General features: G+C 66.1%; 14 protein-coding genes. All 14 read right to left on the bottom strand.

All coding sequences use genetic code 11. The features are described 5' to 3' along the window. Position 1: 1 nt before the first annotated feature. The 14 genes from D9V29_RS05915 to D9V29_RS05845 all read right to left on the bottom strand — a co-directional run bounded on the left by D9V29_RS05915 (position 2) and on the right by D9V29_RS05845 (position 19505). Positions 2 to 544, bottom strand: a complete 543-nt coding sequence (locus D9V29_RS05915; RefSeq protein WP_121672417.1) for a DUF6121 family protein — start codon at positions 542 to 544, stop codon at positions 2 to 4. Between the two features lie 2 nt (positions 545 to 546). Continuing rightward, entirely contained in the window at positions 547 to 1218 is a 672-nt protein-coding gene (locus D9V29_RS05910) for an FHA domain-containing protein (RefSeq protein ID WP_183084931.1), read from the bottom strand. Beyond that, positions 1215 to 3755, bottom strand: a complete 2541-nt coding sequence (locus tag D9V29_RS05900) for a transglutaminase TgpA family protein (RefSeq protein ID WP_121672414.1) — start codon at positions 3753 to 3755, stop codon at positions 1215 to 1217. Before D9V29_RS05900 ends, D9V29_RS05910 begins: the two co-directional genes overlap by 4 nt. Beyond that, positions 3752 to 5125, bottom strand: coding sequence for a DUF58 domain-containing protein (locus D9V29_RS05895; RefSeq protein ID WP_147436228.1), 1374 nt, complete (start codon positions 5123 to 5125; stop codon positions 3752 to 3754). The genes D9V29_RS05900 and D9V29_RS05895 overlap by 4 nt, the downstream gene beginning before the upstream one ends. 20 nt (positions 5126 to 5145) lie before the next feature. Then, on the bottom strand, positions 5146 to 6114 hold the full coding sequence (locus D9V29_RS05890) for an AAA family ATPase (RefSeq protein ID WP_121672412.1): 969 nt from the start codon (positions 6112 to 6114) through the stop codon (positions 5146 to 5148). Between the two features lie 46 nt (positions 6115 to 6160). Further along, positions 6161 to 11482, bottom strand: a complete 5322-nt coding sequence (locus D9V29_RS05885; RefSeq protein ID WP_183084930.1) for an Ig-like domain-containing protein — start codon at positions 11480 to 11482, stop codon at positions 6161 to 6163. A gap of 169 nt (positions 11483 to 11651) precedes the next feature. Continuing rightward, a complete protein-coding gene (locus D9V29_RS05880; RefSeq protein WP_121672595.1) occupies positions 11652 to 12359 on the bottom strand; it encodes a hypothetical protein in 708 nt (235 codons plus the stop codon). Next, a complete protein-coding gene (locus D9V29_RS05875; RefSeq protein ID WP_121672410.1) occupies positions 12356 to 13987 on the bottom strand; it encodes a serine/threonine-protein kinase in 1632 nt (543 codons plus the stop codon). The genes D9V29_RS05880 and D9V29_RS05875 overlap by 4 nt, the downstream gene beginning before the upstream one ends. Positions 13988 to 13989: 2 nt before the next feature. Then, on the bottom strand, positions 13990 to 15183 hold the full coding sequence (locus D9V29_RS05870) for an FHA domain-containing protein (protein ID WP_183084929.1): 1194 nt from the start codon (positions 15181 to 15183) through the stop codon (positions 13990 to 13992). A gap of 8 nt (positions 15184 to 15191) precedes the next feature. After that, positions 15192 to 16025 carry a PP2C family protein-serine/threonine phosphatase gene (locus D9V29_RS05865; protein ID WP_121672408.1) on the bottom strand — a complete coding sequence of 278 codons (834 nt, stop codon included), beginning with the start codon at positions 16023 to 16025 and terminating at the stop codon, positions 15192 to 15194. Between the two features lie 26 nt (positions 16026 to 16051). Then, positions 16052 to 16969: a hypothetical protein gene (locus tag D9V29_RS05860; protein WP_121672407.1), complete on the bottom strand. Its 918-nt coding sequence runs from the start codon at positions 16967 to 16969 to the stop codon at positions 16052 to 16054. Beyond that, positions 16969 to 17526 (bottom strand): hypothetical protein, encoded by a 558-nt coding sequence (locus D9V29_RS05855; RefSeq protein ID WP_121672406.1) that lies wholly within the window; start codon positions 17524 to 17526, stop codon positions 16969 to 16971. The genes D9V29_RS05860 and D9V29_RS05855 overlap by 1 nt, the downstream gene beginning before the upstream one ends. Next, positions 17523 to 18116, bottom strand: a complete 594-nt coding sequence (locus D9V29_RS05850; protein WP_121672405.1) for a hypothetical protein — start codon at positions 18114 to 18116, stop codon at positions 17523 to 17525. Before D9V29_RS05850 ends, D9V29_RS05855 begins: the two co-directional genes overlap by 4 nt. A gap of 48 nt (positions 18117 to 18164) precedes the next feature. After that, positions 18165 to 19505: a hypothetical protein gene (locus D9V29_RS05845; protein ID WP_121672404.1), complete on the bottom strand. Its 1341-nt coding sequence runs from the start codon at positions 19503 to 19505 to the stop codon at positions 18165 to 18167. Positions 19506 to 19517: the final 12 nt, after the last annotated feature.

Genomic DNA, 19517 nt, shown 5'->3' with positions numbered 1-19517 from the left:
CCTATCGCTCCCACGGCCATAAGGGACGCGCCGGATGTTCCCCGCCGCTCGCGAGCACGAGCATGTACAGGGCGGTGATCCCCGCCGCGAGGACGCCGACGGACACGGCATACCAGCTCATCGCCGAGCCGGCCGCGAACATGACGATGGTGAACAGCTGGGCCGTGGCAACCGAGTAGGCGAGAGCTCCAGCGAGAACGTAGACGATGAAGGTGATGAACCCGATCAGAATCGCTCGCCCGAGTGGCAGCCTCGCCGGGTCTCCCGACCGCGACTCGAGGGCGATGCGCTGTTCCCGCTCGAATCGTCGCGCGATCCCCAGCAGGTACAGGAGAACGGTCACCACGGCGGAGACGGTGGCGAAAGGACCGACGAGCGGACCGGCATCCGCCTGGGTCACCACATCCGTGTCCGTCAGGAGGCTGACGAAACCGAACGCGCACACCACCAGGGCAAAGTAGAGGACGCCGGCGAACGCGATCAGAACGTAGGGGAAGGATGCCGGCCGGCCCGGATCGCGTGTTCCCTGGCTGGGACTCGACATGGTCAGTCGAAGCTGATGCGCACGCGATACTCACCGAATCGCACGTCGGCGTTCGCCGGAAGCGGGGTTGCGACTTCGGGAGTGCAGAGCGTCTCCGCGCCGTTCTCGTCGATGAGCACGGTGCCGTTGGTGGAGTTGAGGTCGAGCACCCAGACCCGGCCGTCCGAGAAACCGAGCACCGCGTGGGTCTTGGAGACACTGCGTTCGACGTCGTGGAGCGTCGCCCGTGCCGTGACGCCATAGCCGTCCTGGTGCTGCGGATCCCGGCCGACGATCATGCCGTGATCGAGCGGGAGGACCTGCCCGTCCGGCAGGACGAGACGTGGGTTCCGCTGAGGCGTTGCGACGGGGGCGGGTGCGGTGACAGGAGCGCTCGGCTCAACACGGGTACCGCCGACCGGGACCGGGGTCGGGGCGAGCCCGAATTCCGGTTTGGCGACGGGCACGGGGGCCGCGTGGTCCGACGAGGGAACGGTGTCGAGAGACGGCTCCATGCCCGGCGGCATACCGATCTTCCTGACCGTCGGAGCCGGACGAACCGACGGGGCTGCATCCGGTGCCTGGGCCGGCTCAGGCGCGGCAACGGAGGAAGTCGGGTCGGCCGGCGGAACGGGAAGCGGAGGCCGGGGAGGAACCGCGTGTCCGTTCCATTCGGTGACGCCGTCGTCGGTCATTTCTTCCCTCTGTCCGTCTGGTGTCGCGAACTCGCGCGACGCCGCTGTGTGGTGCCGGGAGCGGTGAGTCGCTCCGTGACCGTTCTCGACGAATGGATCCGGAACTTGCTCTTCTGCCGACGCCACCAGCCTACCGCCGCGGCCGCGGCGCCGGTCGAGGACTCCGTTGTCTGCCACAGCTCGTCAATGTGGCCGTCGGAGGCGTCCCGTCCGGCGAAAACGGCCTCGTCCGCTCCATGAGCGAGGCGGGTGAGCGTGGCGATTCCTCCCGCATTCTCCGCCGGGGCATCCGTGTCAGTGCCTGACGCCCTGAGCGGCTCGACCTGGCCGCCGAGGTTCACGGCGACCATCCGGCGCGTTCCGGTTTCAGGCAGCAGGTACCCCGCCTCCGCATAGCGGTCGAGCAGTTCGTCCCACGCCCCGGCGGCGCGTGCGTCGGCCGTCGGCGCGTCGAGACGACGTCGCATCCGTCGTCTCTTGATCGCGGCCACGATCAGCAGCGGCACGAGATAGAGGAGAAGCGGGATGCCGATGGCGCCGGCGAGGACCCAGACCCAGAGCGGAACGGTGAAGGCGTCGTCATTTTTCTCGTCGTCTTCACTGTCGTTGATGTCGACCTCGGTGAGGAGGTCGTCATCCGGCTTTTCCGCACGTGGCGGCTGGCGCACCTGCGGCTGCGGCTCGGTCTTGGGCTTGGGGTTCTGATCCTGGGGGATCTCCTTCTCGTCGGGAGTAGGGGTGAAACTGACCCAGCCCACTTTCTCGAACGGCACCTCGACCCAGGCGGTGACGTCGTCGCCGGTGACGGTGACCGGTTCACCCTCCTTGGTGTCATCGGGCGCGAAGCCCATCACGACACGGGCCGGGTAGCCGAGCGAGCGCGCCATGAGGGCGAACGCCGCCGCGAACTGCTCCTCGTCACCGATCATCTGGTTGCGGGTGAAAAGCTCCTCGATCCGGTCGGCCCCGTGCCCGGCTCGCGAAGGCACGCTGTCCGAGGCGAGTCCGTGGCTGAGGAACCCGTTGATCTTGATCGCCTGCTCCATGGCGCGCAGCTGATCGATCGGGTTCGCTGCACTGCCGACGTACTCGGCGGCTTTCGCGGCGACGACGTCTGGCACCCGCTCGACGAGGGGCAGCTCGACCGCCGCGACCGGAACATTGCCCAGGTCTTCGTCGCTGAACTCGTCCTGCACGCTGGAGGTGAAACTGTACCCGTAGCCTTTGTCGACACCGGACGTGATGACGGTCGTCGCCGTCTCGGCGTTGTACCGCAGGTCCTGCGTCGTGTCCGTCGGCTCGGTCGGCAGGGTGATCGTCTCCGGATAGCCGACGACCGGCAGCCAGACGCCCGAATAGCCTTCGACGGTGATCGAGACCGATCGGCCGGCGGAGGAGTCGATCAGGTTCGGTGCCGGCAACTCGTCGCCGACGAGCCGGAACGAACCGGAGCCGTCTGTCTGCTGCTCGGCACCGGAGACATCCCACAACCGCCCGTCGTAGCTGTCCATGACGGCGAGACGAATCCGGTCGGATGCGCTCAGTCCCGTCGCCGAGAACAGCTCGGTGTCGCCCAGATCCTTCGTGTACTTGCGGAATCCGCTGAGCGGGCTCGGGTAGTCCTGCGGGTCGAACGGGGGAACGACCTCGTCACGGAGCACAAACCTCGACTCAGGAGCGGGGACCAGGATCGATCCCGCGACCGCAGCGATGAGGATCGCTGCGGTCGCGACGATGGCGCTGCCCACAAGCTTGGTCCGGTTGATGCCGCGGCGCTGCTGAAGACTCGCGTTGGTCGCTGTGCCGCGCCTCCAGCCCAGCCAGAGCAGGGCAAGAATGGCGAAGGCGATCCCCCGCACTGCGGCGAGGAACGGCGTCCCGGTTCCGTAGAGCACGCTCAGCAGATACAGCGTGAGGGGGCCGAGCAGGAGGAGGGCGAGGCGCCCGGCCGAGCGGTCCTTGCGCGGGAGCCAGCGGAGTACGAGCACCGTCGAGACCAGTCCGACGAGCCACGCCGCGGCGTACGGGAGCACCGTGATGTAGTCGGGGGCGCCGACCGGTGCGGCGAGGGTGAGCATGTCGTTCCAGCCGAACACCGCGCCGAGTGCGAGACCGCGAAGGGTGGTGAGGCTCGGCAGCACGGCGAACAACGCATAGCCGGGCATCGCCAGTGCGCTGCCGAAGAGGAAGTAGAGCGCGATCGCGCCGAGCCCGGTGAAGAACGCGTTGAGGCGGAGAAGGTGCGAGAGGTAGGCCGCACCGGTTCCGACGATCAGACCGCCGAGGCCGGCGAGGAGATAGCCGTTGTCGCTGAAGGCGGGCGCGAAGCCCCAGATGCCGATGGCGGAGAGAACCGTGATCACGGCGAGGTCGCGCCAGGTGGCCAGAGTCACGGTGCCGCGTTCGAGTTTCGGGGCCGGCGGATTCGGCTGCCTGGGCGCTGTGGGCTGCTTCGCTTCCGTTTGGGCTTTCGCTGCCTTCGGCCCTGTTGGCCGTCGTGTTGCGCGGGGCGGCTTCTGCCCGGTGGCGTCGCTCATACCGCCCTCGCCATCACTCGCGGCAGGTCGCCGAGCGCGCCGATCGTCACGATCGACAATCCGGCCACGTCCTGCACGCGAGGTCGTGAGCCGTGCTCGATCTTGAGTGCGATGACGTTCGTCTCTCCCCCGAACAACCGCTGGATCGCCCGGTAGTCCGGAGCATCCATCGCCGAACCGGCGACGATGACGACGACACTCGGCGGCGGCAGTCGTTTCGTCGACTCCCGCGCGAACTCGCGTGGTGTCGCGGTCGAACCGACGATCTTCTCGACGCGGCAGCTGTCGTCGAGGAGCGACGTGACCGAGTGGGTTTTCAGGATACGGCCCTCGGTGACGACGCTGATCTGGGTGCCGTCGCGGATGACCTGCGCCCCGATGGATGCCGTGACGGAGACCGCGAGCTCGAACTCGGCGTCGTCGGCGTAATACCGCTCATCGCTCGAGTGGATGATGGTCAGCTGGCTGCGGCGCGACTCTTCGAACTGGCGCACCATGAGCTGTCCGGTGCGGGCCGACGTTCTCCAGTGCACGTACCGCACGTCGTCACCGGTGACGTAGGCGCGGAGGGCGTGGAAGGAGATGTCGTTGTTGGTGATCTTCTTGGTGACCTGGCCCTCGAGGTCGCGGACGAGGCCTGCGGCCGTCGGGTGCAGCCGGGTGGTGACGGGGTGCACGAAGAGTTCGATCTGGTCGGTCCATCGCACGGCACGGCGGAACAGTCCGAGCTGGTCTCCGCGGACCGAGACCGCGGGCCCGGCAAGGATGACGGCACGGCGGTTGGTCGGAACGGCGAAGAGTTCTTCGGTCTCCGCCCCCGGCGAGAGCGCTCCGATCGCGAACTCGGCCAGCCCCTCGCCGACGGGGACCTCGAGGGTGGTGGCCGTCGACGGCTTCTTGCCGGTGTTGGTGACGAGCACGCGCCCGATCGCCCGCTCCCCCACCGTGACCCGTCGCGGGTTGAGGGCGATGTCGACGGCATAGGTCGCGCGCCCGATGAGAAACAGGGCTGCGACCCCGAGGGCGGCAAAGAGGGCGATCGCCACCACGGTGAGCTCGGCCCAACCGAGGATCAGCCCGGCGACGAGCGCGACGATGGCGCTCGTGAGCACGAGGGCGCCGAGCCCGGAGACGACCGCGAGGTACGGCGAAGCCGTTCGCCACAGCCAGCCACCCCACGACGAGACGATGCCCCACAGCCAGACGAACGGCGCACCGGACTTCTGCCCGACCTGCCGCAGACGGGCAGCCCGTGCGGGGCTCCCGGCGGACGGTGTCGCGACCGGCGAGGGCGACGCGGGCGTCGCATCCGTTTCCGGGTCGACAACGAGCGCCTCATCGGGCTCGCTGGTCACTGCAGTAGTGGTCATGTGGCTTTCGGCGCTCGGGCTCAGGCTGCGCGGTATGCGGGTACAGGGAGATCGACGAGGATGCCGGCGACGACGTCCTCGGCACGCACTCCGGCGAATTCGCTCTCGGCGTCGACGATGAGCCGGTGTGCGAGAACGGGGACGGCAAGCTGATTGACGTCGTCGGGGGTGGCGTACGCGCGGCCATGGGCGAGGGCCCAGGTCTTGACCATCCGTGCGAGGGCGAGTCCGCCGCGCATGCTCGAGCCGAGGGCGATGTCCTTGTGCGCACGGGTGGCGTGCACGATGTCTGTGATGTATTCCATCACCGAGCGGTCCACGTGAACGGCGGATGCCAGCTGTGACATGGCGGTGAGGGACGCTCCGCCGATGATCGGGTTGATCTGGGCGGCCCGCGAGCGGTTCGCCGAATCGAGCAGCAGATCCACCGCGGTTGTGCGGTCGGGGTACCCGAGCGAGGTCTTGATGAGGAACCGGTCGAGCTGTGCCTCAGGGAGCTTGTACGTTCCCGCCTGCTCGACCGGGTTCTGGGTTGCGATGACCATGAACGGTTTGCCGACGGGGTAGCTTTCGCCATCGACTGTGACGACACCCTCTTCCATCACTTCGAGAAGAGCTGACTGGGTCTTCGGGCTCGCACGGTTGATCTCATCGGCGAGGACGACGGAGGCGAAGATCGGGCCCTTGTGGAACTCGAACTTGTTCGTCGACTGGTTGTAGATCGTGACACCGGTCACGTCGGACGGCAGCAGGTCGGGAGTGAACTGGATACGCGAGTTCGTTCCCTCGAGAGTGTTCGCGAGTGCCTTCGCGAGGACCGTCTTACCGGTGCCGGGGAAGTCCTCCAGCAGCACGTGGCCTTCGGAGAGCATGGACGCGAGAACGAGCTTGATCGTCTCTTCCTTGCCCAGGATCGCCAGGCCGACGTTCGCCACGAGGGAATCGAATGCCCCGGCGAACCACTCTGTCTGTTCTTGCGTTACTGACACTGCTGTCTCTTTCGTTGGGAAGAAATACCGGTGGATCGGGGGCCGATCACGGGAAGTTGTAGCCCTGGCTCGTATATTTCGGACTTTTCGGGTCGCCGATCACAACTCGGATCCCGCATGAAGGAAGTTCCCTCTGTGCCCATGCGGTGAAGGTGAATTCTCCTTCTCCGCTCATCGAGACGTTGTACGTCGACGAGACGGCTGACCATGATCCGTTCTGGCAGTACTGAGGCGTGACCCGTTCCGGCGAACCCGTGGACTGCCACTCTGCCCACGCAAAGTGCACCAAGTAGGTGTTCTGGATTGTCCTGCCGTACGGATCAACTCGAGGCTTCGGCCCATCGACACCCGAGACACTCGTAACCCTAGGGTTCGGTGGCGGTGGAGGAGGAGGATCGACAACCCTGATCTCGTTCGAGGTCTCCCACGGCCCGCAGGCATCGGCGCCCAGGGTCTGACTGCCGCAGGCTTGCACTGCGACCGTGTATTCACCCTTGCCAACATCAACCGATATGGTTCGGGCTGTCGTGGACTTCGGTGCTCCGCCGTTTAGCTGCCAGTTGTAGCTGGTAACCATCCCGCCAGTGTTGGTGGGGACTTCCCAACTCGCTCGCAAGGTAGTTGGCGCGTCACCACCCGCGTTGCGCAGACGAACATCCGTGGGCTCACTCGGTTTACCGTATGAGGTCGCCGACACCGACGGTGACGTCTCGCTATCCCCAACCTTGTTGGTCGCGCGCACATTGAAGGTGTAGGTCGTCCCGTTGGCGCCCGCGACATTAATTTTCTCGCCCGCTTGCGCAGTTCGCACCACATTCGCGCCACCACCGGAACGCGTGACGGTGTAACCAGTGATCTCCGCGCCGTTGCTCGACTGCGAGGGATTGACCGTGACTTGGATGTTGCCAGGTCCCGGCACCAGCGTCGGTGCCGGTGGCTGATCGGGGGCGCTCGTCACCATGACGTTGGCCCGGCCCTGGACGTGCCGGTTCGGGTCCTGGGTCGCATCCTCGATCTTGTAAATGACGCTGATCTGCTGGGTCTTGTTCGGGCCGGGCGTGATGATGAGGTTCGGCCCGCTGATGCTCACCGTGGCGTTCGCGCCGTTGCTGACATTGGCTTCGATGATCCTGAGCGGCGTGTCCGGGAACGGGTTGAAGTCGTTCTGCAGAACGTTGAGGGTGACGGCCTGGCTTGACCGCCCATCCGGTTCGGAGTCGTCGACGGCTGACGGGAGAGGCTGGGAAGACGACACGACGCGCACGAAGACGGTGCCGGGGATCGTGAACTTCTTGTAGGTGATCGTGAAGCTGAGCGTGGTCGCCGTTCCCGGCTGCACACCGAACGGTGCGGAAACGCTCACGGTCGATCCCGAGAGATTCGCGACGATTCCGCCCGTCGCCGGAGAGAGGCCGCTGTAGCCCAGCGCCGCGAGGACCTCGGGGTTCGGGTGGTCGCTCGACAGCCGCAGGTCGATGGTCTGGGCCGGCTCTCCCGCTTCGATGGTCAGTTCGGGAGGGGTGAACGTCGGGGGAACGTCTTTCTGCTCCGGGTCACCGACCATGATCGGCAGGACGAGCATCGCGACACCAGTACTCGACCCGTCTGTTGCTTCGAAGGTGATGCTTGCCGGGCCGCGGTAGTCGAGGAACGGCGTGAACGTCAGCGTCTGGTCGTCGACGAAGTTCGGAGTTCCGTCGCTCTTGATCGCGCTCACCGTGTTGGCGTCGGTGATCCGGATGTCCTTGCCGGACGGCGACTCGGCGATGTCGGAGAGCTTCCACGCTTTTGTCTCGTTCATGTCGACGTATTGCGTGGGCAGGTTGAGCTTGATCCGAGGCGGAAGGCCATCGGAGAACGGCGGCACGACGATGAAAGCGGCGGTACTGAGGTCGTCTGTGGTGTTGGTGAGCCGGTAGGCGATCGCTGTGCGCGCGTCCCCGAGCGTCACCCTCACGAGTCCGTTGTCGAGCAGCTGCGCACTGCCCTCGTTCGGACCTTCGACGGAGATCTCGAGATCGTCGACGCGCCCGCCGGAGTTGACAGCCCCCTTGGTGACGTCGATGTCGATGGACTTCTCACCGACGACGTCTTCGGGCTCGACGATGTGGTCGATTGCTTTCGGAGGGGCGATGGTCGCGTCCTCGGTGACCCGCACCTGGACGAAAGCCGTGTCGAATCCGCCCTGACCGTTGGTGATCTCGTAACGGACGACGAAACTCGTTTCTTCGTCGGGCGCCTCGATTTCGACGGCGTTCTTGTTGCGGACCTTCGCGACGATGCCGTCCGGCACGTCCTTGAGCTTCTTGCTCACTTCGATCGTGTAGCCGTTGGGGTCGGAGTCGTTGCCGAGCACCGGTACCGTCGCAACCCGGCCGGGCTGGACCTCGATCGTGTCGTCGACCGCGATCGGCGGGGAGTCCTGCTCCGGCCGCTCGATGACGCCGATGCGAACCACCCCGAGCGACGTCGCGCCGTAGACGTCTTTCACTTTGTAGCTGAAGACATCGGTGCCCGCTGACCCCGGAGCCGCCCGATAGGTGAAGCTCGTGCTGTCTGACTCGACGACGCTGCCGTATGCCGGGGCGCTCGCGAGACCGTCGAACACGACCGAGTCCCCATTCGGGTCCAGCCCGTCGAGCGGCACATTGACGGTGACCTGGGAATCGGCGAACACGCGTGCCGTCAGCGTCTTGGGAGCGGGCTCCTGGTTGTCGTCCTCGCTGGCCGCGACGACGGTGAACGTGACGGTCGCGACATCCTTTTGCTTGAAGTCGTCGGTGACGGCGTAGGTGGTGGTGTATACGCCGGTTTCGCGAGGCGCCTGGAACCGCACCCGATCACCGGCAACGAAGGCGAGTCCGCCGGTGACGGGCTCAGCGAGATCAGGGGCGAGCGTCATGACGGCGTTGTCGGGGTGGACGTCGTTGTCGAGCACGGGCACGCTCGCGATGTCTCCGGCCCGAACGGTAACCGAGTCGTCGGAGGCGATGGGAGCCTGGTGGCGCGTCAGCGGCGGCACCGGCACGATGGCGACCGTGGAGACGGTTTCGTTCTCACCGTCGGAGACGGTGTAGCTGAACTGCAACTGGTCGGTCACGGCGGCACTCGACGTCACCCGCACGACGGAGGAGTTGAGCACCTCGATCGAGAGGACACGGGCTTCCTCGGGGATGTCGAGGGAACGGATGGCGAGGACCTTGCCGCTCGGGGAGACGTCGTTGGTGAGCACGTTGATGACGGTCGGCTCATTGGGGCGGAGATAACCGGTGTCGTGGACGGCGATCGGGGGCTGCACCTTCTCGGGGACGTCCTTGACGTCGACCCTGAGCATCCCGATACTCGTGGCCGGCCCGGCGCCGACGGTGTACTGGATGTAATAGGTCCCCGTCTTGCCCGAGACAACCTGCATCGAGTTGGTGTCTGGCTTCAGCGTCACCGAGAGCCCGCCGGCGAGCGCTTCCGCCCCGAGAAGCGAGAGCTGGGCGCCGTTCGTCGACAGGTCGTTCGCGATCGGGAATGCCTCGACCGGTTCGCCGACGAAGGTTTCGACATGGTCGGGGGTACCCACCGGGTTGAGGGTTCCGGCCGGTTTGACGTCGACGGTGAAGGTTCCGGATGCCGTCTCGGTACCGTCGGAGACGACGTAGACGATGTCGCGCGGGCCGGGTTGTCCCGACGTGTGGGTGACGGTGACGAATCCTTCGTGGGAGAAGCGGACCTGGTCACCGGTGTCGGACGCCGCTGACTGCAGGAAGACGTCGTCACCGTCCGGGTCACGCCAGTCGATGAGGGGGTTGTAGGTGATCGACTGGCCGGCCTCGACCGACACGGCCCCCTTGCGCTGCTCCACCGGGGCGCCGTTGGCCTCTGCCGGCATGATGGTAACGCTCACGTTGGCTTCGGCGACTCCACCGGAACGGCCGTCCGAGACGGAGTAGCGGAACGAGACGGTTCCGGCTTTCTGCTCGGGGTTCGGCGTGAACTGGAGGGCGCGGCCGCCGTCGATGAACTCGACGGTCCCGGACTCGGGTGCGAGACCCTGCAGATTGCGGCCGATGGTGAGGACGTCGCCGTCCGGGTCGGTGTCGTTGTCGAGCACGGGCAGGATGGTGCTCTTGCCCGGGCGCGCGCCGAGAACGTCGTCGCGCGCGATCGGCGGACGGTTCTGTTCGGTGCGGTCGGCGAGGGTGTCCTCGAAGGACTGGGTGGATGCCTTCTCGTCGCCCTCTTCGCCGTCTTCCTCCTGCGGTGGAGTGACTTCTTCCCAGTTCTTGACGAGGCGCATGTTGGCGTCGACGAGCCACACTTCACCGGTCTGGAGGTTGTTGAGTGCGATGACGTTGCGGTTGACCCGGAATTCAAGTGTCGCGCCCTCGGCGAGTGGCTCGATCGCCTGCCGCGACGGGGAGGCGTCGCCACAGACCGCGAGGTACGTACTTGCACCTGACCAGGCGCCGTGGGCACAGCCGTTGAGGTTCACGGGTGACGAGATCTCGCGCGGCTTCGTCACGGGGTTGGTGATGTTGGCCTTGATGGTCTGCGGTGTGGGGTTGTTGAGCCGGGCACGCAGGAGCGAGGACCCCGTGGCGACGATCACCTCACCCCCGGTCGCACTCACCTGCTGGATCTTGAGGCCCTGGTCCGGGAGCGTGATGGAGGTTTCGGCATCCGTCACGATGCGGTTCTTATCGACGTCGAGGATGACGGCCTGCTCCCCCGCCGCCGTCAGCTGATACTCCGCGAGTGCGGGCAGATCGGTGATGGTGGGGTCGCCGCCGGCGCGCGGGAAAGCGTAGAGCTTCTTGCGCTCGGCCGAGACGGCGAACAGGGTGCCTTCACTCGACACGACGGCTTTGGCGTTGTCTCCGAGCTTCGCGATCGGCTCGGTGTCGATCGTCGAGAACCGGAGCTCATCGGCCGTCGGCGTCACCCAGAGCTCGCCGCTCTCGGGATCGAGGATGGAGAGGGTGGTGTTGCCGAGCGACAGTTCTGCGTTCGGCGGCAGGTCTGCGCGCTCGATCAGGGTTGTGAACGCCGAGTCGATGCGTTCGACGCTTGACGCCGACCGGTCGTGCAGCAGCACGTTCTCGCCGTTCTGCAGCACGTCGATGTCGTTCGAGACGGTCGCGACCGAGGCGTTGAGCTCTTCGATCTGCCGGTTGAGACGCCCGGCCATGAGTTCGGTGCCGTTGGTGACCCAGACATCCCTCGCGCTGAGGTCGACGTCGGTGACGGGGAACCCCTCGTGAAGCACGGCGACGGTCACGGGAACGGCTACGAGGACGGAGAGTGCGACGACGGATGCCGTGACCTTGCGCCCCTTGAGCCAGCTCAGCACGCTGTCGTCCCCCCACGAGTACTCCACAGAAAAAACGGACACCCCAGTCCGGCGCTCTACGCTAACACGCCCGGGTAACGGGTATTTCATGGCAATGCATGGGATCGGCGCCCATCGAGATTGCGGTTCGGACCCGAAAGAACCACCATCTGGCGACCCTTGGGGTCCCACGTGCAATTTCGTCGACGAACCCGGGTCAGTTCGTGGGCGGCGCAGGTGCCTCGCGGTCGAGGAGCACGAGGTCAGCGGCATCGACGAGGCGCGAGGAGACCGCGTACTCGACCAGCCGGGCGCGGCGACCGGTGGCGAGTTTGCCGCGACCGCCCCGGAGTCCGCGGACGCCGATGCGGTCGAGCTTGTCGCACACGTTGTCGAGCTTGCGGTTGAAGGCGGTCTGCGTCCAGCCGAGCCGCGCCGCGGCATCCGCTGATGCAGGGATCTCTCCCCTGCCCGGCGAGTCCTGCTTGAGGACGTTTTCGGCGAGCGCGACGATGAGCAGGCGCTGGCTGCTCGTGAGGTGGACGGGCCCGACCGTGGTTGTTCCCGCCTGCATCGTCGTCAGTGAGGTCGTGCCGAAGTACTCGGACTCCGAGTGGATGGTGAACTCGTACGTGGTCGACCCAGCGCTGAACATGACCTGCAGTTCGGGGAAGACGACGGGAAGTCTGGCGCCGGGTGCCAGCCATGCCTGCACCTGTCCGGTGGTGTCTGTGACGGTTGCCGCGAGCAGGTTGCCGACGTTCGAGAGCCACCACAGCCCGTTCTCCTGACTGATGGAGAGGAACCGGCGGTGCAGGAACGGGTTCTCGTCGATCACGAGGTCGGATTCGCGGCCGACGAAGAACGGCTCGCCCGGCGTGAGGTCGTACCATTCGCCGCAGAACTCGATGCGGGGAGCTTTCATCGGCTGCACATCTCCAGTGGCTCGGTGGACGTCTTCCCTGAACTGCGGCGGATCGATACCTCGATGCAGACGTCATCGCCGTTCGTGACGCCGTCGATGGTCACCGACTCGTCCTCGGTCGACACCGGGTTGCCGGTGTCCGACCCGTCGCTGCGGTGCCACATGTAGCGGTCACCGTCCTGCGGGTCCGGGTTCGCCCAGGTGAAGGTGAAGCTGGTGCCGGCGTCGTTCGGGGTGACGGAGACCGAGTCCGGTGTCGGTACACCAACGGTGATGATGTCGGATGTCGCGGTCGGCGTCGGTTGGGGATCCTCATTTTCCGGCGCGAAGACGAGGGCAGCGGCGACGACTCCCCCGATCACGAGAACGCCAGCTGCTCCGGTGAGGATCGGCCAGAGCTTTCGGCGGGGTGCAGGAGCGGCCTCGCCGGGTGACGCGGCGTCGGCGGGTCCTGCTTCCGCTTGGCCGGACGTCCGCGGCCGGAGAACCGTGTTCTCCGCCACCGGAGAAGCGGCGGGCGACTCATGGGGCTGGACCGAGGGCATCCGCCGGATGACGGTGGGATCCGCACCAGCGGTCGGCGCCGAGACCGGGGCGGTGGTCGGAGCAGGCGCGAGTGGCTGCGCGTGGACGGTGGAGACGCCGCGGATGCGTGTGACGTCGCCGGCGTCTGCTGCTTCTTCGTCATGCACCCGCTCGAGCACGGTGAGGTTCGGAACGTCGATCGCGGTGGGCGCGTAGGAGAGCTCCATCTCGACTCGCTGCAGCGCACGAGCGAAGTCCACCGCGGTGGCGAAGCGGTCATCGGCGGAGACCGCCATGCCCTTGTTGAGGATCGCGACGAGCGAGCGAGGGATGTCCGCGCGCGTGATCGGGGTGATCGTTCCGCGTTCGATCCGGCCGATGAGGTCGACGGTGCCGTTGGGCTTGCCCGGCACTTCGAATGGGGTGTGCCCCTCGAGAAGCGTGTACAGCGTCGCCGCGAGGGAGAAAACGTCGCTGCGGACGTCCGGCTGCGGGTGATCGTCGAACATCTCGGGCGGTGACCACGGGATCGACATGCCGATGCTGCCCGTCGCCGTCGCTCCCCCGGCGTTGTTCGCCGCGCGTGTGGCCGCGTTCACGGGCAGTTCGATGTCGACGGCGCTCGAGATGCCGAAGTCGGTGAGGGCGGGCCAGCCGTAACTGTTGGTGAGGACGTTGGCCGGTTTGATGTCGCGGTGCAGGATGCCTGCCGCGTGCGCTGTCGCGACGGCGCTCGATACCCGCACCCCGGTACGGAGTGCGTCGGCGACGTTGAACTGCGAGCGCTTGTATTGCTCGGCGAGGCTCGGCCCCGAGCAGTACTCCATGACGAAGTACGGACGACCGTCAGGGGCGACCGCTGCGTGGTAGATCGTGACGATGTACGGGTGTGCCGACAGCTGCGCCATGAGGTTTGCTTCGGCGACGAACGCGGCACGCGAGCTGTCGCTCAGATCGTCGGACGCGAGGACCTTGACGGCGACAAGGCGCTTCGGGAGCTCCTGCTCGTAGAGGTACACGTCGCTGAACCCGCCCGAGCCGAGCAGCCGGGAGTATCGCAGACCGGGCAGTTCGGGGGGTGTTGCGACACCGCGTGCAGCCACGCTTACGCCTCTGTGACGTGCAGGAGCACGTCGCTGCCGAGGTCGATCGTCGTTCCCGTGATGACGGGGGTCGGCTCACCGGCGCGAAGCAGCTGGGGCAGCTTGCCGGGGGCGATCACGTGCGTGCCGTTGGACGAGTGCAGGTCGGTGACGACGACGGTGTCTCCCTCGACGGCGACGCGCACGTGGCTCCGGGAAATGTCGTCTCCGGTGAGCGTGACGAGGTGAGGAAGAACGGATGCCGGCACGTTCGACACGCTCGGCGCGCGCCCCAGGATCACCGGTGCGGTCAGCGCTTGCGTCGACCCGTCGGGAAGTCGCAGCGTGTAGCTGTGTGCGGGTGGCGGAGCCGGCGTCTGTGATCCGGTCTGACTGTCACGAGCCTGTCGACGAGCAGCGCTGATCTCAGACGCGAGGACGGTCCGACCGTCGTGATCGCCCTTGGTCTCCGCTTCGGGAGCGCTCTCGGGCTTCGGTGCTATCCCGGCCGCTGCGCCCACCGGGCGGAAGACGGTCGCTCCGAAGAGGTAGTCGTACCCGTCAGGCTCCGATGCTGCGTTCGGGTCCGGTGATTCAGCTGGCTCCTGGGCCGCGCGGGTCGATGTGTGGAAGACCCGGGTCTCTTCGACGCTGGCTGCCTTCGCGTCGCCGGGCTCAGGGATGGATGTCGGTGCTGACGCCGTCTCAGGCGTCGCGACAGGTGCAGCCACGCGCGCGTGAGCATCCGTGGCGGAATCAGCGTCTCCCGAAAGCGTGATCCGTGACACCCACACCGCCCCCGCCGTCAACGGAAGCGCCGAGCTTTGCTGAGCACCATCGCCCAGTTCAACGGTGAACCCTGATGCGCCCTCGATGACCTGCTCGGTCCACGTCGTGACACCGCGGGATGAGACGCCGACCGGCCCGTCGGCCGTGGTGACGCTCACGTGCGCGTCTCCGCGCACGATTACTCCGAGACCCTGGCCCGTCAGATCTCCATCCACCCAGAAGAGAAGAGCGAAAGGTCCGGTGGCGGAGAGGCCGTGCGCGGTGAGGACCTCGAGCACCTGCTGGACAGACATCTCGGGTGCGGCGGTCGCGGCGAGCGCCGCAACGGAGTCGGCGTCGTCGGAGGTTCTCGCGACAAGCAGGCGACCGGCGGTCGCTACGGCCAGCCAGTCGTGCTCCTGTGCAGGCGCATAGGAATACCCGCTCATGCCACCCCTCATACTCTCGGCAGTGTCTGCTCGAGGTACCCGAGCGACTGGTGTTCATGATAGCCCGGGCGAGGCGGGGTGGTGTCGAGGGTGCGCGAGTCGACGACCAGCACCGTGACGTTGTCGTGTGCACCGGCCGCGAGAGCGAGTTCGACGAGCTGCTCCGCCGGATCGTCCACCCCGGATCGGAGCACCCCTTCGATCTGCTCCTGAGAAACCTCTCGGGTCAGGCCATCGGAGCAGAGAAGGAACACCTGGTGTTCCGATGCCGGGAGGAGCCAGACATCCGGATCAGCATCGGTTTCGACCCCGACGGCCCGAGTAACGACGTTCCGCTCGGGATGAGTGACCGCTTCGGCTGGCGTTATCGTTCCGGCGTCGATGAGCTCCTGGGTGACCGAATGGTCGACGGTCACCTGACGCAGCACGTCGTTTTCCCAGACGTACACGCGCGAATCGCCGATGTTGAAAGCCATCCAGTGGCAGTCAGCCTGGCTGGATAGCGAGACGAGCGCGAGACCGGCGACAGTCGTTCCTGCGATCCCGGATTGTTCCGCCCAACTCATGATGAAGGAGTTCGCCGCCGTGATCGCGGTGAAAACGGCTTCGGGTGTCGTTGGCTGGCCCGGCCGGATGCTGTGGGACAGCTGGTGAACCATCGCCTGGCTCGCGAGGTCACCCCGAGTGTGTCCGCCCATCCCGTCAGCGACGGCGAAGATGGGCGACGAGGCGATGAGACTGTCTTCGTTGTGTTGCCGAACGTGGCCGGTTTCCGTCCGCCCTGTCACGGCGATCGTCACCGCCGACCGGGATGTCGTGATGGTTTCGATGTGAGCAGTCATGCCAGCCAATCGGGAGTTCGTGTGGGTTACAGTGCGACGTCGTAGCGGAGTTCGCCACGACAGCTCGTTCGAAGTTCTCTGATCGCGGCGGCCTCGAGGACCCCGCGCTTCTCGACAGCTGCGACACCGGCGGCCACTGCCGTGTCGAGAGCGACCCGTTTCTCGGCGTCCAGCGGAGCCACGATTGCCTCCGCTTCGGAACGGCAGGTGGAGATCAGCTCGGTCAGCTGGGTACGCAGGTCGGCACGCAATGCTGCTTCCCGATCTCGCCTGGCGGTGAGCTCGCGCGCTTCGGCAGCACGAGCGCCGTTGCCGCGGATCGCAAGGACCAGCACGAATACACCGGCCGAGATCAGCACACCCAGGGAAGCGGCAGCGACCACGAAGGCAGCGTGAGGATCGATCGAGAATCTCCAGTAACCTGCTGCTGTCGCTGCAAAGAGGAGTCCCGTGGACATCAGGAGGAAATACCAGCTTCCGGTCCCGCTTCGTCGGGTCCGCAACGCCCCGACAAAACTGGCGGCGTGGAATGCCGCTGCAGCGACGCCGAGGCCGGCAGCACCCGCGAGCGCTGCATCCGTGGACACGGAGGGTCCTCCTCGCCCACCCGCGAGGAGGAGCGCAATGCCGACGGAAGCACAGAGAAACGCCCAAACATCAAGGGTGACAGGATGCCTCGGTCGCTGCGAATTCTGCGGAGCAGCATCCTGACGTCTCGCGAGTTCGGAGGCCAGCTTCGACGTCCCCCGGGCGAAACGCCGGTCGAGATCGGTCATGCGCCGCGCTGCGAGCACATCGAGTTCGGTGAGGGATACGTTCTCCAGCTGGCGCATCACGTCGGATGCCGGGCTCACCTCGGTGAGCTCCAGTCCCGCGCCCGTGCCGATGGCGGCGGCCCGCGCGCGCCCGGAGGGGGTGTGATCCGGGCCGGCTGCGATCTTCATCAGGCCTCGAGCCGGATTCCGTGGACGAGAATGTCGAGGAACGGCTGCATGAGCGCCGCTTCCTGCAGTCCATCCGCTGTTCCGCTGACCGTGACGATGCATCCGTCCCTGTCGAAGGCGTAGTTGTAGCGGCCTGCCGCGGAGGCCTGATCACTCGCGCCCAGAACGACGGCAGCGCGCCGCCCCTCGCCGAGATTCTCGGTGGCGAAGTCCTCGACGAGCGGCGGTAACTGTGCGAGCTCGTCGGCAGAGGATTCGTGGTCCAGATCGACGGGCACGTCGGAGGTTCCGATGAAGACGCTGGCGACACCCAGAACCGGGAGCGTTCGCGGGCAGAAGAGAAAGTACGCGGATGTTCCTGGTATGCGTGCGCTCCGTGCTGCGGTGGCGAATTCGTGAACGGCAGCGTGGGCATCCGTCGTGAGACTGCCGACGTCGGTCTCGAAGTCGGCGACGAGGCTCTCCAGCCACGCCCCCTCCGTCTGCCAGTTCTCAGCGGGGAACGTCGCGGGGACGGGAAACCAGGCTGCTGAGTCGTACTCGATCGTGTACCTCATGAGGCGCTGGGCTCCCACGCGAACGTGCTGATGATGGTGTCGCTGAGCAGGGTGATGTCGTCGAGGAGATCCTCGGTTTCGGCGTCGTCTCCGGTCGGATAGGGAATCGTCGTCGTGAACTGAACGGCCGATCGGCGCTGTGTCCCGGGGATGGGGACGAGGTAGCTCAGATTTCGTGACGACGACCCGCTGAGCCTGCCAGTGTGTTCGACGTCGGATTGCCAGTGCACGATGGTGTGGTCGTCGGTGAGGAACTGGGCGCTCTGCTCTCGAAAGAGCGCGGAGACCTGACGGTCGAGTGTGCCACCGAGCTGGCCGTGCGCAAGGGCAGCGGTGATCGACAGCGGGAGGACCTTGTCAGCAGGAACGGCCGTCTGCAAGTAGAGCGCGAACACCCCGGCTTGCTTCATCTTCCGCAGCGACAGGCCCATCAGCTGGCTGAACTCGCTGTCGAGATCCGGCCGGTGTTGTGATTTGAAGACCGCGCGACCTCGTTCGATGAGAGCAGCCACGCTTTCGCCGTCTGCCGGGCTCTCCTCCCAGCCGGCCGGGAGGATGAGCCGGAACGGGGGTATGTCTGTGAAATCCATCGGTGCAGCCTGTCCGTTCGGGGTATCTCGGTCTCGATTCACGGAAGCCTAACGGCTGAGTTCAGCGCGCCAGGCGTCGACCGGGTCTGGTGCGGCCCATCCGCTGATGTCGTTGACCCTCGCCTCGACCTGGCGCTCCTTCTTGACGGCGAATTCGGCGACGTTGATGATCGCTTCACTCACCGGAACGCTTCTCCCGCCGCTCGCAATGACGTCGGACAGGACACCGAGGTGAGGCGTGACAATGCTCCGATGATGCGCGGAGAGGTTGGCGAAGTTTTCGGCGAACGCCATTGAATAGCCGCGGCTCGACCCACCGATGATCCGATTCAGGATGTTGCGGGGACCTGCCCCGCTGAAGTTCGTGAACTCGGTACCGAACTGCGCGGCGAGTCCGTTCGCGGCACGCTGGCTCATGCCCCCTGCCCGGAAACCCGCGGCATTGTCGGCCAGGCCGGACAACGCACGCATTCTGCGGAACGGCGTGACGGCATCCACGAACGGCCCGGTGAAGAATTCGGTCAGTCCGGTGAGTCTCTTGCCCTTCTGGAAGAGCTTGCCGAGCTTGCCGAATGGCAGGATTCCGACGATGGCCCAGACGACGTCGCCCGTCCCGCGCCTTCCCTTCATGGCGAGGAAGATGGTTCCGATGAGGGCGATGATCCCGACGACGGCTGCGATTGCGGCGATGAGGGGCCCGCCGATCACGAGAGCCGCGATCGCGAGCGCGACGCCTACCCAGCTGAGCACTTCGAGAACCACTTCGACGACTCCCGCGAGATCGTCGGTCCAGTCGTCGGTGACGTTGCCCTCTGTGGCGTCGTTGACGGCAGTCAACGCCGCATCGTAGGCAGCATCCCAGGTGTCCCACTCGACGTCGAACAGCCGAAACTGTTCGTTGAGCTCATCCTGGGCGGGACCGACGGCATTCGTGGCTGTTGTCGCCGTCGACTCGAGGTCCGCTGCTCTCTCCACGGCGGCGGCGTCGTCGTCGGCGGGATCCGCGGCGGCATCCGCTGCCGATGTCGCCGTGGCGGCTGCCGCGAGTTTCGCGTCGAGCACCTCCTTCGCCTGTTCAGCGTCGAGGACGATGCGGCGCATAGCCGTCTGAACGGACTCGAGCGTGTTGCCGTAGGCCTTCATCGCTGTACCGGTGGGCTTGTACCGGTCGCCGGCAAGCCTCAGCTCCTCGTGGACGTCACCCACTTCTTTCTGGATTCGCTCGATCGAACGGCCTCTCTCCTCGGTCGCTCCATCCCCGATCTCACGCAGGATGTCGGACGCTCCGAGCATCTGTTCTCCGAGGTCCTCGATTTCGCGCCCCCGGTCGCGGATTCCAGCGGCGTCGCCGACGATGACGGCGACTTCATGTCCATTGTTCGTGTGCATGTGCTGAACTCC

The organism is Mycetocola manganoxydans (assembly GCF_003667545.1).
GTDB lineage: Bacteria > Actinomycetota > Actinomycetes > Actinomycetales > Microbacteriaceae > Mycetocola_A > Mycetocola_A manganoxydans.
Note: the sequence above shows the minus strand (reverse complement) of the source record. Positions and strands in the feature narration are given on the sequence as shown.

What these genes read in the sequence shown, in the direction of transcription:
- D9V29_RS05915 (WP_121672417.1), bottom strand. Translation starts at nt 544, where the DNA reads ATGTCGAGTCCCAGCCAGGGAACACGCGATCCGGGCCGGCCGGCATCC.
- D9V29_RS05910 (WP_183084931.1), bottom strand. Translation starts at nt 1,218, where the DNA reads ATGACCGACGACGGCGTCACCGAATGGAACGGACACGCGGTTCCTCCC.
- D9V29_RS05900 (WP_121672414.1), bottom strand. Translation starts at nt 3,755, where the DNA reads ATGAGCGACGCCACCGGGCAGAAGCCGCCCCGCGCAACACGACGGCCA.
- D9V29_RS05895 (WP_147436228.1), bottom strand. Translation starts at nt 5,125, where the DNA reads ATGACCACTACTGCAGTGACCAGCGAGCCCGATGAGGCGCTCGTTGTC.
- D9V29_RS05880 (WP_121672595.1), bottom strand. Translation starts at nt 12,359, where the DNA reads ATGAAAGCTCCCCGCATCGAGTTCTGCGGCGAATGGTACGACCTCACG.
- D9V29_RS05870 (WP_183084929.1), bottom strand. Translation starts at nt 15,183, where the DNA reads ATGAGCGGGTATTCCTATGCGCCTGCACAGGAGCACGACTGGCTGGCC.
- D9V29_RS05865 (WP_121672408.1), bottom strand. Translation starts at nt 16,025, where the DNA reads ATGACTGCTCACATCGAAACCATCACGACATCCCGGTCGGCGGTGACG.
- D9V29_RS05860 (WP_121672407.1), bottom strand. Translation starts at nt 16,969, where the DNA reads ATGAAGATCGCAGCCGGCCCGGATCACACCCCCTCCGGGCGCGCGCGG.
- D9V29_RS05855 (WP_121672406.1), bottom strand. Translation starts at nt 17,526, where the DNA reads ATGAGGTACACGATCGAGTACGACTCAGCAGCCTGGTTTCCCGTCCCC.
- D9V29_RS05850 (WP_121672405.1), bottom strand. Translation starts at nt 18,116, where the DNA reads ATGGATTTCACAGACATACCCCCGTTCCGGCTCATCCTCCCGGCCGGC.
- D9V29_RS05845 (WP_121672404.1), bottom strand. Translation starts at nt 19,505, where the DNA reads ATGCACACGAACAATGGACATGAAGTCGCCGTCATCGTCGGCGACGCC.